The sequence below is a fragment of the Mycolicibacterium aichiense genome (assembly GCF_010726245.1).
In the GTDB taxonomy this organism is placed as follows: Bacteria; Actinomycetota; Actinomycetes; order Mycobacteriales; family Mycobacteriaceae; genus Mycobacterium; species Mycobacterium aichiense.
In genome coordinates this window covers 4,153,017-4,168,449 of the sequence record NZ_AP022561.1, presented here as the reverse complement: position 1 = coordinate 4,168,449, position 15,433 = coordinate 4,153,017, and the positions used below count along the sequence as shown (strand labels likewise).

Annotated in this window: 4 protein-coding genes; all 4 read left to right on the top strand. The window is 67.2% G+C overall.

What is annotated here, in order from left to right:
* The first annotated feature begins 1 nt into the window (after position 1).
* From G6N32_RS19900 to rfbB, 4 genes are read left to right on the top strand one after another with little or no spacing between them, the layout of a single operon-like run.
* On the top strand, positions 2-7,048 hold the full coding sequence (locus G6N32_RS19900; RefSeq protein WP_147292059.1) for a type I polyketide synthase: 7,047 nt from the start codon (positions 2-4) through the stop codon (positions 7,046-7,048).
* Positions 7,045-13,563, top strand: coding sequence for a beta-ketoacyl synthase N-terminal-like domain-containing protein (locus G6N32_RS29155; RefSeq protein WP_115321506.1), 6,519 nt, complete (start codon positions 7,045-7,047; stop codon positions 13,561-13,563). The genes G6N32_RS19900 and G6N32_RS29155 overlap by 4 nt, the downstream gene beginning before the upstream one ends.
* Complete coding sequence (gene rfbA, locus G6N32_RS19890) at positions 13,560-14,429, top strand: glucose-1-phosphate thymidylyltransferase RfbA (protein ID WP_115321505.1); 870 nt, start codon at positions 13,560-13,562, stop codon at positions 14,427-14,429. Before G6N32_RS29155 ends, rfbA begins: the two co-directional genes overlap by 4 nt.
* On the top strand, positions 14,429-15,427 hold the full coding sequence (gene rfbB / locus G6N32_RS19885) for a dTDP-glucose 4,6-dehydratase (RefSeq protein WP_115321504.1): 999 nt from the start codon (positions 14,429-14,431) through the stop codon (positions 15,425-15,427). Before rfbA ends, rfbB begins: the two co-directional genes overlap by 1 nt.
* Positions 15,428-15,433: the final 6 nt, after the last annotated feature.

Sequence of the window (15,433 nt, the reverse complement as noted above, 5' to 3'; positions counted from 1 at the left end):
CTTGACTGACAACACGCACCAGCCCACTGCAACTCCTATCGCGGTGGTCGCCATGTCGGCGATCTACCCGGGTGAGTCTGGGCTCGACGGCTTCTGGCGCACGATCACCACCGGCCGCGACGCGATCGCCGACGTTCCTCCCTCGCATTGGCTGATCGAGGACTACTTCGACGCCGACCCGAAGGCGCCGGACCGGACCTATTGCAAGCGGGGCGGTTTCATCGAGGCCGTGGACTTCGACCCGGTGAAGTTCGGGCTGCCGCCAAACGCTTTGCCGTCGACCGACACCGGACAGATTCTCGCCCTGGTGGCGGCCCGGCAGCTGCTCGACGAGGTGCAGCGCGGCGGCGCCGACATCGACCTGGATCGGGTGGACGTCGTACTCGGGGTCGCTTCGACGACCGAACTCGTGGTGCAGATGGGCTCGCGGATGCAGCGGCCGATCTGGCGTAAAGCCTTGCTGGAAAACGGTTTGTCCGAGAGCGAAGCCGACGAGATCTGTCAGGACATCGCCGATCACTATGTGCCGTGGCAGGAGAGCACCTTCCCGGGTCTGCTCGGGAACGTGATCGCCGGTCGCGTCGCCAACCGCCTCAATCTCGGCGGGGCCAACTTCGTCACCGACGCCGCCTGTGCGAGTTCACTCTCCGCGCTGCAGTCGGCGCTGCACCGGTTGTATCTGCACGAGTCGGACGTGGTGCTGACGGGCGGCGTCGACGCGCTCAACGACGTGATGATGTACATGTGCTTCTCGAAGACGCCGGCGTTCTCCGCGACCGGTGACTGTCGGCCGTTCTCCGAGGGTGCGGACGGCACGATCATCGGTGAGGGCGTCGGCATGGTGGCCCTCAAGCGTCTCGCCGACGCCGAGCGTGATGGCGACCAGATCCACGCGGTGATCCGCGGTTTGGGTTCGTCGTCGGATGGGCGTGCGTCCAGCGTCTACGCTCCTCGTTCCGAGGGGCAGGCCAAGGCGTTGCGTCGGGCGTACGAGCGCGCCGGCTATGACCCCTCGACGGTGGAACTCGTTGAGGCGCACGGCACGGCAACCAAGGCCGGCGATGTCGCCGAGTTCGCCGGATTGAAGTCGGTATTCACCGACAATTCGGCTCGGATCGCGCTGGGATCGGTGAAATCCCAGATCGGTCACACGAAGGCCGCAGCGGGCGCCGCCGGTCTCATCAAAGCCGTTCTTGCGCTGCAGCATTCGACGCTGCCCGGCACCCTGAAGGTCGATCGGCCCAATCCTGCAATGGGGATCGAAGATTCGCCGTTCTACGTCAACGCGCAGACCCGGCCCTGGGTGCGTAAGGGCGATCAGCCCCGGCGAGCGGCCGTCAGCTCCTTCGGCTTCGGCGGCAGCAACTTCCACGTGACGCTCGAGGAGTATCAGGGCGAGCACCGTGCCAAGCGGCTGCGGACCCTGCCCAGCGAGCTGGTGGTGCTCAGTGCGCCGTCGGAGGCCGAACTGCAGAAGCGGGCTTCCGATATTGCCGCGGCCGCCCGCGCCGGCGAAAGCCTCGCGCGCATCGCCTTCGATGCCGCAGAGGTCTTCGACGCATCGCAGCACGCGCGTGCAGGGCTGGTGGCGACCGACGCCGAATCACTTGCCGCGGTGGCTGACCGGCTCAGCATTGCGCTGGCCGGTGGCACCGTCGCGACGCTCAAAGATGCCAACATCGCCGTCGGCCTGGGCCCGGCACGCGACGGCAAGACCGCCTTCCTGTTCCCGGGGCAGGGCAGCCAGTACGTCGGGATGGGGGGTGACCTCGCACTGGCCTTCCCCGAAGCGCTCGCGATCTGGGACGGGCTGCAGGGTGATCTGGCCGACCTGCCCGGCGTCGTGTTCCCGGAGCCGGTGTTCGACGCCGCTGCGGCCGATGCGCAGAAGAAGGAACTCACCGCGATGGCCAACGCGCAACCGGCCATCGCCGCAACCAGTCTCGCGCAACTGGCGCTGCTCGACCTCCTCGGTGTGAGCGCCGATGCCGCGGCCGGCCACAGCTTCGGTGAAGTCACCGCGCTGGCAGCCGCCGGTGTCCTGCCGATGGAGAGTCTCGTCGAGACGGCACGCACCCGCGGCACGCTGATGAACGAGGCGGGCCAGGGCAAGGACGGCGCGATGCTGGCGGTGTCGGCGACCGCCGATGACGTACGTGCGCTGGTGGCATCGCAGCCGGACAACGGATCGCTGGTCGTCGCGAACGACAATGCGCCGACTCAGGTGGTTCTTGCCGGTCACGAGACCGATATCGCGTGGGCCGAGAATGCGGCGAAAGCCAAGGGCTGGACGGCGGTTCGCCTGCCGGTCGCCTCGGCGTTCCACTCCCCGATCGTGGCTTCGAGCTGCGCACCCCTGACCGCATATCTGAAGACGCTGAAGATCGGCCAGCCGAACTTCCCGGTGTACGCCAACGCCACTGCGCAGCAGTACGGCGAGGAGGTCGCCACCCAGCTCGGCGATCAGGTGCAACAGCTGGTGCGTTTCCGCGAGATGATCGAGGCGATGGCCCGCGACGGGGTCACGCGTTTCGTCGAGGTCGGCCCAGGACGGGTGTTGACCGGACTGGTCGGGAAGATCCTCGGATCGACTCCGCATGCCGCGATCTCCCTGGACGACCAGAAGGCCGATGGGCTGCGCGGTTGGCATCGCGGCCTCGCGGCGTTGGCCGCCGACGGCGTGGCCCTGGACCTCGGCGCCCTCTTCGATCACTACGAGGAGCCGTTGCAGTACGTTCCTGCCCCCAAGCATGCGGTGAAGGTGGGAGGCGCCAACCTGGGCAAGCCGTATCCGCCCGCCGACGGCAAGGTGTCGATCACCCCGAAGCGCACTCGGGTGAGCACGCCCAGCCCGGCACCGGCGGCCGCCACGGCGCCCGCTATTGAGAAGCCGGCGCCGACCGTTCAGCGCATGGCGTCGCCTGCGGCTGCCGCACCGGCGCCGGTGGCGCAGGCACAAGCGCCCGTGATTCACCAGCAGGCACCGGTGGTGCAGCAACAGGTGGAGGTACAGGCCGAGGTCATCGAAGCGCCGCTGTCCGGCGATGTGTGGAGCGTGATCGACAGTATCCAGAAGGAAACCGCCGAACAGCACCAGCGCTACATGGATGTCGTCACGCGCAGCCATCAGGCATTCCTGGACATGTCCACCCAGATGATGGCCCACGTCGTGGGCGATCCGCGGACGACTGCGCAAACTCCGATGGTGACGGCCAGCGTTGCAGCGCCACAGGTTGTGGCCCCTGCGCCTGCTCCCGTCGCGGTTGCGCCCGCGCCGGTTCCGGTTATGCCCGCGCCGGTTTCGGCTGCGGCTGCGGCTGCGGTTACGCCCGCGCCGGTGATCGCACCGCCGGTCACTCCCGCTGCCCCGGTCGCGTCGGTGACTCCGCCGGCTGCGGCTGCGGGTCCGGCTGCGGGTGATGTTGTGCTGTCGATTGTTTCGGAGAAGACGGGTTATCCGGTGGACATGCTCGGGTTGGGCATGGAGATGGAGGCCGAGCTGGGGATCGATTCGATCAAGCAGGTCGAGATTTTGGCGGCGTTGCAGGCGAAGTTCCCGGGTGCCCCGGAGATCCCGGCCTCGGAGTTGTCCGGGTTGCGCACTCTGCAGGATGTGGTGGATACGGTCGCCGGTTTTGCGGCGCCGGTGGCTGCTGCGGTTGCGGTGGCTGCGCCGGTGTCTGCGGGCCCGACTGTCGCCGCCGGTGATGTTGTGCTGTCGATTGTTTCGGAGAAGACGGGTTATCCGGTGGACATGCTCGGGTTGGGCATGGAGATGGAGGCCGAGCTGGGGATCGATTCGATCAAGCAGGTCGAGATTTTGGCGGCGTTGCAGGCGAAGTTCCCGGGTGCCCCGGAGATCCCGGCCTCGGAGTTGTCCGGGTTGCGCACTCTGCAGGATGTGGTGGATACGGTCGCCGGTTTTGCGGCGCCGGTGGCTGCTGCGGTTGCGGTGGCTGCGCCTGTTTCTGCGGGTCCGGCTGCGGGTGATGTTGTGCTGTCGATTGTTTCGGAGAAGACGGGTTATCCGGTGGACATGCTGGGGTTGGGCATGGAGATGGAGGCCGAGCTGGGGATCGATTCGATCAAGCAGGTCGAGATCCTCGCCGCATTGCAGGCGAAGTTCCCGGGGGCCCCGGAGATCCCGGCCTCGGAGCTGGCCAACCTGCGCACCCTGCAGGACGTTGTCGACACCGTCTCCGGATTCGCGGCGCCCGCACCGACATCCGCTGCGCCGGCTGCGTCTGCGGGTCCGGCTGCGGGTGATGTTGTGCTGTCGATTGTTTCGGAGAAGACGGGTTATCCGGTGGACATGCTCGGGTTGGGCATGGAGATGGAGGCCGAGCTGGGGATCGATTCGATCAAGCAGGTCGAGATCCTCGCCGCATTGCAGGCCAAGTTCCCGGGGGCCCCGGAGATCCCGGCCTCGGAGCTGGCCAACCTGCGCACCCTGCAGGACGTTGTCGACACCGTCTCCGGATTCGCGGCGCCCGCACCGGTCGCGGTTTCGACTGCCCCGGTCGCAGTGGCGGCCGCCGGCCCGACCGTCGACGCCGGTGATGTTGTGCTGTCGATTGTTTCGGAGAAGACGGGTTATCCGGTGGACATGCTCGGGTTGGGCATGGAGATGGAGGCCGAGCTGGGGATCGATTCGATCAAGCAGGTCGAGATTTTGGCGGCGTTGCAGGCGAAGTTCCCGGGTGCCCCGGAGATCCCGGCCTCGGAGCTGGCCAACCTGCGCACCCTGCAGGACGTCGTCGACACCGTCTCCGGATTCGCCTCCGGTGGACGCACCGAACAGCCCACCACTGCACCGCAGCCGGCTGCGTCCTCCTCCGCGCCGGTCGGCCTGTCCTGCACCGAAGCCGAGTTGCGCGCCGCTCCGCCCACCGGTCTCGCGATGGCGGGCCTGCGCGACGGCGTCGTCTACATCACCCGTGAGGACCCTAACTTCGCCGATGCTCTGCACACCTCGTTGACGGCTCGCGGCATCAACGCCAGCACTGTCGACGAGGTACCCGCCGAGGCGGGCGCCGTCATAAGCCTTGCGGCCCTGTCCGCAGCCCGCACACCCGAAGACTGTGTCGCCATGCATCTGCGCGCATTCCACGCCGCACGCAGCGTCGCCAGGAGCAGCGCTGCGACAAGGGTATTCGTCGCCGTACAGTCGACAGGCGCTCGGTTCGTCGCCGCCGACGTACCGGTCGGAGTCGCGAGCTTGGTGAAGACCGCAGGCTGGGAATGGCCGAACGCATCCGTGCGAGCCATCGACATGGAAAGCCTTGACGCCGAGCGACTCGCGGCCGAACTGCTAGAGGGCGGTAGCGGTATCGAGGTCGCGCTGCGCGCCGACGGCACCCGGTTGGTGGCGGTCGACGACATCGAATCGTCGGTCGGCGAGGGTGAGACGATCAGCGTCACCACGGGCGGCGTTGTACTGGTCACCGGTGGCGCTCGTGGTGTGACTGCGGACTCGGCGCTGGCGCTGGCCAAACGCCATGGCCTGCGGCTCGCGCTGCTCGGCCGCACGCCCCTGCGAGAGGTGAGCGCCGACGAACCGGCCGGCACCACGGCCGCCGAGATCGCCACCGCCCTGGCGGCATCGGCGCGGGCCCGCGGTGAACAGCTCAGCCTGCCGCAGGCACGTGCTCAGGCCGAAACCCTGCTGGCCGAGCGGGAAGTCCGGGCCACCTTGTCGACCGCAGAGCAGCAGGGCACGCCGGCGCGCTACTTCGCGGCCAGCATCACCGACCGCGCCGCGCTGGACAACGTGCTGAACGAGGTCCGGGCCAACTTCGGACCGATCGTCGGTGTCGTTCATGGCGCTGGTGTGCTCGCCGACAAGCGCCTCGAAGACCTCGACGACGACGGATTCCTCAAGGTGTTCAGCACGAAACTGGTTGGTGCGGAGTCACTCCTCGATGCAACCTCGTGTGACGACCTGCGCTTCATCTCGTTGTTTTCCTCCATTGCCGCGCGAGCAGGCAATCCCGGACAGGCGGCATACGCGTCCGCCAACGCGGCGCTGGAGGCCATCGCAGCCCGCGAGTCCGCACGGCGCAACGGTGAATGTGTCGTCCGCGCATTCGGCTGGGGACCGTGGGACGGCGGAATGGTCGACGCGACATTGAAGAGCCGATTCCTCGCGGGCGGTGTGGGTGTCATCCCCATCGACGAGGGAGCACAGTTCTTCGCCGATCACGCGCTGTGCCGGTCGTCGGCCACCGCGGTCGTGGTTGCCGCCCCCGCCGAGCCCCGGCTGCGGGCAGCGCACCTGGAGTGGGATGTGTCGGCGGAAAAGCTGCCGGTGCTCACCGATCACCAGGTCCGCGGCAAGGTGGTGGTGCCGGTGGTGATCGCGCTGGATGCGATTCTGCGCGCGGCCCGTGGCCTGGTCGCCGACACCTGCCCGGTGGTCCGTGATTTCCAGGTGCTCTCCGGTGTCACCTTCGCCGAAGGCGAAAAGCAGACACTGCGAATCGATTTCGAACCCGTCGGCTCGGAATACGCGGTGTCGGTCAGTGATGCGCAGGGCCGGGCCCGCTACCGCGCCACCGTCGACACCGCAGCCATCGCGGCGCCACAACTGTCGGTTCCGCCGGTGTCGGGATCGGCCTGGCCGGTCAACGTCGACGAGGCGTACGCCGGACCCCTGTTCCATGGACCGCAGTTCACGGTGGTCGAGCGACTCGACACGTTCGGCGCTGCCGGCGGAAGTGCGGACCTCAAGAGCCTTGACGCTCTCGGCTGGCCGCAGAACGGCTGGGCAATCGACGCCGCGGGTGTCGACGGCGGGCTGCAGCTCGGCATCGTGTGGGCCGCTTCTCAGGGGCGTCCGCTGGTGCTGCCGATCCGTATCGCGCGTGTTGTTCTGCACCGGGCGTTCGGCGAGGGCAGTATCGGACGCTGCCGGTTGGCCGCACACCCGGTCAACGACAAGCGGGTCGACTTCGACATCGCGTACGAAACCTCCGACGGTGCGCTCATCGCAACGCTCGAGGGTGTCGAGTTCTACGCCGCGGGCGGCGCCGCGGACACTCCGGCGTGAGCGTTTTCGAACCCGTCGCGATCGTCGGACGCAGCTGTGTGCTGCCCGGCGCAGGGACACCCGAGGAGTTGTTCGACGCATCGCTGAGCGGACGCTGTCTGCTGACCCCCACGCCGAGTGATCGATGGCGGGGGGTGGACCCGAACAAGCTGCTGGCCAGCGACAAGCCAGGGTTGCGGGTGTCGTCGGCGACCGGAGGTTATGTCGACACGTCGTTCGACCTGAGTCAATTCGCCGCGCGCATACCGGATTTCGACCGACTCGATCCGATCGTTCGGTGGCTGGCTCAGTGCGCGCAGCAGGCGCTGGGCGGTCCGCTCGCGGCGCCACGCACCGGCTTGATCGTCGGCAATCTGTCCTACCCCAGCACCATGGGCACCGCGTTCGTCGAGGCCGTCTGGACGGGGGAGGGCAACGACGATCCGCGTAACCGGTTCTCGTCGGGGCTGCCCGTGCACCTGGTTGCCGGGGCGATGGAGATGAATGGTCCGGTGTTCGCGCTCGACGCGGCCTGCGCATCGTCGCTCTACGCCATCAAACTCGCCTGCGACGCATTGCACGACGGTGATGCCGACGTGATGCTCGCCGGCGGCGTCAACGGATCGGACGACCTGTTCCTGCACCTGGGTTTCACCTCGCTGCAGGCGCTGAGCCCGACAGGGCAGTCTCGCCCGTTTCACGCGGAAGCCGACGGACTGGTGCCGTCGCAAGGTGCCGCCCTGGTGGCGCTGAAGCGTCTGGCCGACGCGGAGCGCGCCGGGGACAACATCCTCGGGGTGATCCTGGGCGTCGGGCTCTCGAACGACGGCCGCCAGAGCGGCTTCCTGGCACCGGCGGTGGGCGGTCAGACCCGTGCCATGATGTCCGCGCTGGAGCAGGCTGGGCTGACCCCCGCCGACATCGACTACGTGGACTGTCACGCCACCGGCACCCCGCTGGGTGATGCCACCGAGCTGCAGAGCATCGCGGCCGCCTACGGTGACGTTCCGCTGAAATTGGGTGCGCTGAAAGGCAACCTGGGTCACACCATCACGGTGTCCGGAGCGGCGAGCTTGGTAAATGTGCTCTCCGCCATGCAGGCGTCGACCATTCCGCCGACCGTGTGTGGGAAGCCGACCGACAAGCTCGCCGATACGCCGTTCACCTTGGTGACCACTCCCACGGCGTGGGACGGCCCGGTCAAACGCGCGGCGGTCAGCAACTTCGGGTTCGGCGGCAACAACGCCCACCTGATCGTCGAGAATTACCGCGGCCCACAACCGTCGATGACCCGGCAACAGCCGCCGACCGACGAGATCGTGATCTGCGGAATCGGTGTGGTCACCGGCGACGCAGGCGATCCGGAGGCATTCCGCCGCCGGGTGTTCGGTCCGGAGGCGCAGCCCACCCCACTCGACAGCGTCGCACTGGACCTCGCCGGGCTCGGATTCCCGCCCAACGAACTCGCGGGCAGCCTCAGCCAGCAGACCGTCATGCTGGCAGCGGCCGGACAGGCGCTCGACGGTGTCGTCACCGATCCGGACCGCACCGGAGTGTTCGTCGGTATGGGCTGCGACGCCATGATCGCGCGGCAACGGTTGCGGGTGCTCAACACCGACAACGAACGCTGGCTGGACGCCAACGCGCAAGCGGCCCCCAAGCTGACCGCCGACGGCGTAGTGGGAACCATGCCGAACATTCCCGCCAACCGCATCCACGCGCAGCGCGACTTCCGCGGATTCGGATTCACGGTGTCCACCGAAGAACTGTCCGCGATCACCGCTCTGCAGATCGGCATTCGAGCGCTGCGGCACGGTGAGCTCGACACCGTCGTCGCCGGCGCGGTCGACATGTGTTGTGAGCCGGCGCATTCGCGGGCAGCTGATGCGCTCGACGCCGACACCAGCGTGGGTCACGGCGACGCCGCGGTGGCCTTTGTGCTCAAGCGGCGTGCGGACGCCGAGGAGGCCGGCGACGAGATCATCGCTGTCATCGACACCGACGACGAACCGCTCGAAACGGATCCGAATTTCGCGGTCGGCCGGATCGGCCGCACCCATGCGGCCAGTGCCGCCGTGGAGATCGCGGCCCGTGCCGAAGCAGTCCGGGCCCGGGTGCGGGTGGACGAGGCCGGGGCTCAACCGGCGCCGGGCGGTACCTCGGCGGCGGTGTGGGTGGAGGCGCTGGGCGGGCATGCCGACGGCATCACCGTATCCGCCGCCGACGGCGCGCCCAAGCCACTGGCTGTTGGCGTCGTGCCGTTTTCGCAACGCTATGCCGGCAACAGCCGGGCGGATCTGCTCGCGCGGATGCGGCGTGGCGAGCCAGGTGGCGCCGGACCGGTCCGGTGTTCATTGGTCGGTGACAGCGAGTCCACGGTGGACAAACTGCGCCAGCAGGCGCTCCAGCGCCTCGAACGCTTCGAGGCGCCTGCGATCCCCGGCATCGCCTATGCCGAGGAACCGATGGCCGGCGAGCTGGCGTTCACGTTCACCGGTGCCGCCGCGGCGTACCCGGGCGCCGGGCGTGATCTGTTGTTCGCGTGGCCCGAGATCGGTGACGCGCTCACCGAACGACTCTCCGGTGTCGGGGATCTGGCGCGCGCGCTGCACGGCGCCGGGATCACCACGCTGGATCCGCGCACCCAGCTGACCGGCTGCGCTCTGGTCTGCCAATCGCAGGCCGAGTTCTCAAGGGCCGTACTCGGTCTCACACCGACTGCGGCGATCGGACTTTCGTCGGGTGAGACTAACTCGCTGTTGGCCTTCGGGGTCTGGCGTGATCTGGAACCGATGCTTGGGGAGATCGAAGCGTCCGGCATGTACGGCGACGAGCTGACCGGTGACTGCCGGGTGGCCGCCGCCGACTGGGGGCTCGGAGATCAGCCGGCACCGTGGGAGTGCTGGCGGATCACCGCGCCGCGGGCCGAGGTCGACGCTGCACTGGCCACCGAACCGCGCGCCTACATGACGATCGTGCAGGCACCGGACGACTGCGTCATCGGTGGGGATCCCGCGGCATGCCGCCGGGTGATCGACGCGCTTGCCGGCGCCACCGCGATCCCGCTGGGGCTGGACATGGTCATCCATTGCGAGGCCATGGCGCCGTTCGCCGAAACCTGGCGCAGCATTCACACCCGGGAGACGCACGAGGTCCCCGACATCCGCTTCTACACCAACGCGGTCAACCGGGCCTATGTGCCCACCCGTGAAGCAGCCGCCGAGGCGATCACCCGCCAGGCCCTTGAGCCGATCGACTTCCCGGCAACGATTCTGCAAGCCTGGGACGACGGTGTCCGGATCTTCGTCGAGCACGGCCCGCGCAGCATCCTGACCGGGGCGGTCGGCAAGATCCTCGGCGACCGACCGCATCTGGCTGTCGCGCTGGACCCCCAAGAACGGCGGGGGCTGCGTGCGTTGGCCGAGAGCGTGTCCAAGCTGTGGGTGCACGGACTGCCCGTCGACATCGAGGCGTTCGAGGCGCGTATCCGGCAACTGCGCGAGCAGCGGGAGCCGGCGTCGTCGGAGGGCACCCGCAAGCTCACGCTGGCCGCTCATTGGCCGGACATCGTTTCGGTTCCCGAGGCGCCCCAGACTGTTTCGCCTCCCGCACCACCCATGCCTGTCTCGACGCCGGCGGCGTCCAGAAACGGAAGTACGCCAATGCCTGAAGTGCGAAGTGTTCAAGTCATGCCGCCCGCGCCCGCGCGACTTACGCCGCTGGTGGTAGCCGAGGACCTCGTCGTGCACAGCGTCACGGAGACAAGCACTGTCGTGGCCCGGCCGGTTGCGCCTGCCGCGCCGGCGGCTGCCACGCGCAGCGATCAGACGACGACGGCGTTGAACCTGGTCGCCTCGGTCAGCCACGCGCACACCGCGTTCCTGGAGCGGCAGGCAGAGGCTCACTCGTCGTTCCTGAAGTCGCGCGGCGATCTTCTCGCCCTCGTGTCGGGACGGCGGGGATCGAATTCCACCGTCGCGACGAGCGCGCCGGCCGTCTTCACACCCGCACCGGCGGCTGCCCCCGCTCCCGTGGCGAGCGCACCGGTCATGCCTGCGCCGAGTGCACCGCCACCACCGCCGCCACCACCACCCGCACCACCCGCCCCGCCGCCGCCCCCGGTCACCGTCGGCCAGCCCGCGCCGCCCGCTGCGCCGGCGCAGGCGCCTGCGCCGAGCAAGCGGTTGGCTGCGTCGAAAGAGCCGCTGTGGACCCGTGCTCAGCTGGAAGTTCTTGCCGGCGGCAAGGTCTCGGAGGTGATGGGACCGAAGTTCGCCGAGTACGACCAGTACGAGCGGCTGGTGCGGATGCCGGAGCCGCCGCTGCTACTGGCCGATCGGGTGATGAGCATCGAGGGCGAGCCCGGAACGATGGGGACCGGCCTGATCGTCACCGAGACCGACGTCGACCCGGACGCCTGGTACATCCACAACGGCCGCATGTCACCGGGTGTGGTGATCGAGAGCGGGCAAGCGGATCTGTTGCTCGCCTCCTGGCTTGGCGCGGATTTCACCAACCGCAGCGAACGGGTCTACCGCCTGCTCGGCTGTGACCTGACGTTCATGGGTGAACTGCCCAAGGGTGGCGACACGCTGCATTACGAGATCCACATCGACGGTCACGCGAAAACCGGTGATACGCGGTTGTTCTTCTTCCACTATGACTGCTACATCGGCGACCGGTTGATGATCTCGGTGCGCAACGGGCAGGCGGGATTCTTCTCCGATGCCGAGCTTGCCGAGTCGGACGGGGTGCTGTGGGACGCCGCTGACGACGCGCCGCGCGATGGCGCAGTCCGGGACGAGCCACCCGTGGTCACCCAGAAGCGTTCCTTCAGCGCCGCCGACGTCGAGGCCTTCACCGACGGTCACGCTTACCGGTGCTTCGGGCCCGGCTTCGAACGGGCCGCTGCGCATACCCGCACGCCGTCGCTGCCGAAGGGCAGACTGCGGCTGATCGACGAGATCGCCGAATTCGATCCCACCGGCGGGCCATGGGGCCGCGGTTACCTGCGTGCCACCGCCGCCGTGCCCAAGGACATGTGGTTCTACGACGGGCATTTCAAGAACGATCCCTGCATGCCCGGCACACTGATGGCCGATGCGGCCACCCAGGCGCTGTCGTTTGCGATGGCTGCCTACGGTTTTACCATCGAGAAGGATGGGTGGCGGTTCGAGCCGGTGCCCGACGATATGGCCCGTTTCGTCTGCCGCGGCCAGGTGACGCCGGACGCCGACCACATGCTCGACTACGAGGTGTTCATCGAAGAGATCATCGACGGGCCCACGCCGACGGTCTTCGCCGCACTGCTCTGCCGCAGTGACGGTTTCAAGGTGTTCCACGCCCGGCGCTTCGGGATGCGCCTGGTCCCGGACTGGCCGATGCCGCCGGGTGCGCCCGGGCCAGTGCAGATCCTGGCCGGCACCAACGATGTTCGCGGTGACCAGGGCGCGCTTCTGGCGTGCGGGCGCGGGATGCCGTCGGATGCGTTCGGCGCCCTGTATGCGCCGTTCGATGGCACGAGGCGGGCACCGCGCCTGCCGGATGAGCCGTACCATTTCATGTCCCGCGTGCTCAGCGTGTCCAGCCCGCCGGGAGTTCCGACCAAGGGTGGCACTGTCGTCGCGGAATACGATGTGCCAGAGGGTGAGTGGTACTTCGCCGACGCGCACGTCGACGCGGTGCCGATGCCGGTGCTCATCGAAATCCTGCTGCAGCCGTGCGGCTGGTTGTCGTCGTACAACGGATTCGCCGCGAATCGTCCCGACGACGTGGTGTTCCGCAATCTCGACGGCGGCGATGTCATCCAGCATCGGCCGGCCCGGGTAGGCACCCTGCGGGTGACCTCGACGCTGGAGCGGTTTGCCGATGGCGCCGGTTCGACGATCGTCTTCTTCGACGTCGTCTGCACCCAGAACGACGACGTCGTCATGACGATGAAGACGGCATTCGGCTTCTTCAGTCCCGAGGCGCTGCGCAACCAAGTCGGCTTGCGAATGAAAACCGGTGTGCTCGAGGCGCTTTCCGAACCGGCGCCGGTCGAATTGCCGTACCGGGCGCCTGAGCTCGACGGCGCACCGTGGCTGGACCAGGGCCGGCTTCAGGTGCTCGACCGGGTCAAGTTCTGGCCCGGCGGGGGAGAAGCCGGGCTGGGACGGCTGGTCGCCGAGTACGACGTCACCCCGGAAGCGTGGTTCTTCAAAGCCCACTTCTTCCAAGATCCGGTGCAGCCGGGTTCGCTGGGTCTGGAAGCCATGCAGCAGGCGGCCCGCGCGGCGTTCCGGCTGGCCGGTTTGGCCGGCGCGGGCGACGAATTCGAGTTCGAGCCGGTCGCTTTGGACCAGATGTTCAGCTGGAAGTTCCGCGGGCAGGTGACACCGACCAACAAGCGCACCAAGTCAGAGATCGAGATCCTGTCGACACAAAGCGACGACCGCGGCGTGCTCGCGGTGTTCGACGGCCGGTTCTGGTGTGACGACCTGTGCATCTACGAGACCCGTGGGATGGGCGTTCGCGTCATCCGACGGGTGTCATGAAGGGCATCATCCTGGCGGGTGGTTCCGGTACCCGCCTGCACCCGATCACTCTTGGGGTCTCGAAGCAGTTGATCCCGGTGTATGACAAACCGATGGCGTATTACCCGTTGTCGACGTTGATGTTGGCGGGGATTCGCGACATTTTGGTGATTACGACTCCGCATGATGCGGAGAGTTTTGAGCGGTTGTTGGGGGATGGGTCTCGGTTCGGGGTGTCGATCACGTTCGCGCAGCAGCCGTCTCCCGACGGCCTGGCTCAGGCGTTCACCATCGGTGCGGACTTCATCGGCAACGACAAGGTCGCCCTCATCCTGGGTGACAACCTGCTCTACGGACCGGGGTTGGGCACTCAGCTCAAGTGTTTCGCCGATGTCGACGGTGGCCAGATCTTCGCCTACTGGGTGGCCGAGCCGTCGGCCTACGGTGTGGTGGAATTCGACCCCACCGGTGTGGTGGTGTCGCTGGAGGAGAAGCCGAAGCAGCCCCGAAGCAACTTCGCAGTCCCTGGGCTGTACTTCTACGACAACAACGTGGTGGCGATCGCCCGAGATCTGTCACCGAGCGATCGCGGCGAGTACGAGATCACCGACGTCAACCGGGCGTACCTGGACCAGGGACGGTTGCGCGTGCAGGTGTTGCCGCGCGGCACGGCGTGGCTGGACACCGGGACGTTCGATCAGATGACCGACGCTGCCGATTTTGTCCGGACGATGGAGCGTCGGACGGGGTTGAAGATCGGGGTGCCGGAGGAAATCGCCTGGCGGCAAGGCTTTCTCACCGATGATGAGCTGCGGGAGCGCGCCGAGCTGTTGGTGAAGTCGGGGTACGGCTCGTATCTGTTGGATCTGTTGGAGAGGGGTCTGTAGTGGCGCAGCTTCTGGTCACCGGAGGCGCCGGGTTCATCGGATCAAACTTCGTGCATTACGCGCATCAGCACACCGACCACTACATCACCGTGCTGGACAAACTCACCTATGCCGGGAATCGGGAGTCGTTGGCCGGTTTACCCGAGGATCGGGTCAGCTTCGTGCACGGTGATGTCGCCGATGCTGAGCTCGTCGACAAGTTGGTGGCAGGCGCCGACAGTGTGGTGCATTACGCGGCGGAGACCCATAACGACAATTCCCTGGATGATCCGGAACCGTTCTTGCGCACCAATTTGATCGGGACGTTCACGTTGTTGGAGGCGGTGCGTAAGTATGGGGTGCGGTATCACCACATTTCGACTGACGAGGTGTACGGCGATCTGGAGCTGGATGATCCGGGCCGGTTCACCGAAGCCAGCCCGTACAACCCCTCCTCACCGTATTCGTCGACGAAGGCGGGCAGCGATCTGTTGGTGCGGGCGTGGATGCGTTCCTACGGTGTGGCCGCGACGATCTCGAACTGCTCGAACAACTATGGCCCGTATCAGCATGTGGAGAAATTCATCCCTCGTCAGATCACCAACGTGCTGCGCGGGGCGCGCCCCAAGCTCTACGGGGAGGGGTTGAATGTGCGGGACTGGATCCACGCAGATGATCACTCCTCGGCGGTGTTGATGATCCTGGAGAACGGCCGGATCGGGGAGACGTACCTGATCGGTGCCAATGGCGAAAAGGACAACCGGACCGTCGTCGAGTTGATCTTGACGATCATGGGCCAGCCCGCCGACGCCTACGACCATGTTCCGGATCGCACCGGTCACGACCTGCGCTATGCGATCGATGCGACCAAGCTGCGCGACGAGCTCGGGTGGCGGCCGCGTTATCCTGACTTCGAGCAAGGGCTGGCCGCGACGATCGAGTGGTATCGCGACAACGAAAGCTGGTGGGCGCCCGCCAAAGACGCCACCGAGGCTTTCTACGCCAGACTCGGGCAATGACAGGGG

Bases quoted from the DNA above. Each gene is read 5' to 3' on its own strand.
- rfbA (WP_115321505.1), top strand. From the start codon at position 13,560: ATGAAGGGCATCATCCTGGCGGGTGGTTCCGGTACCCGCCTGCACCCG.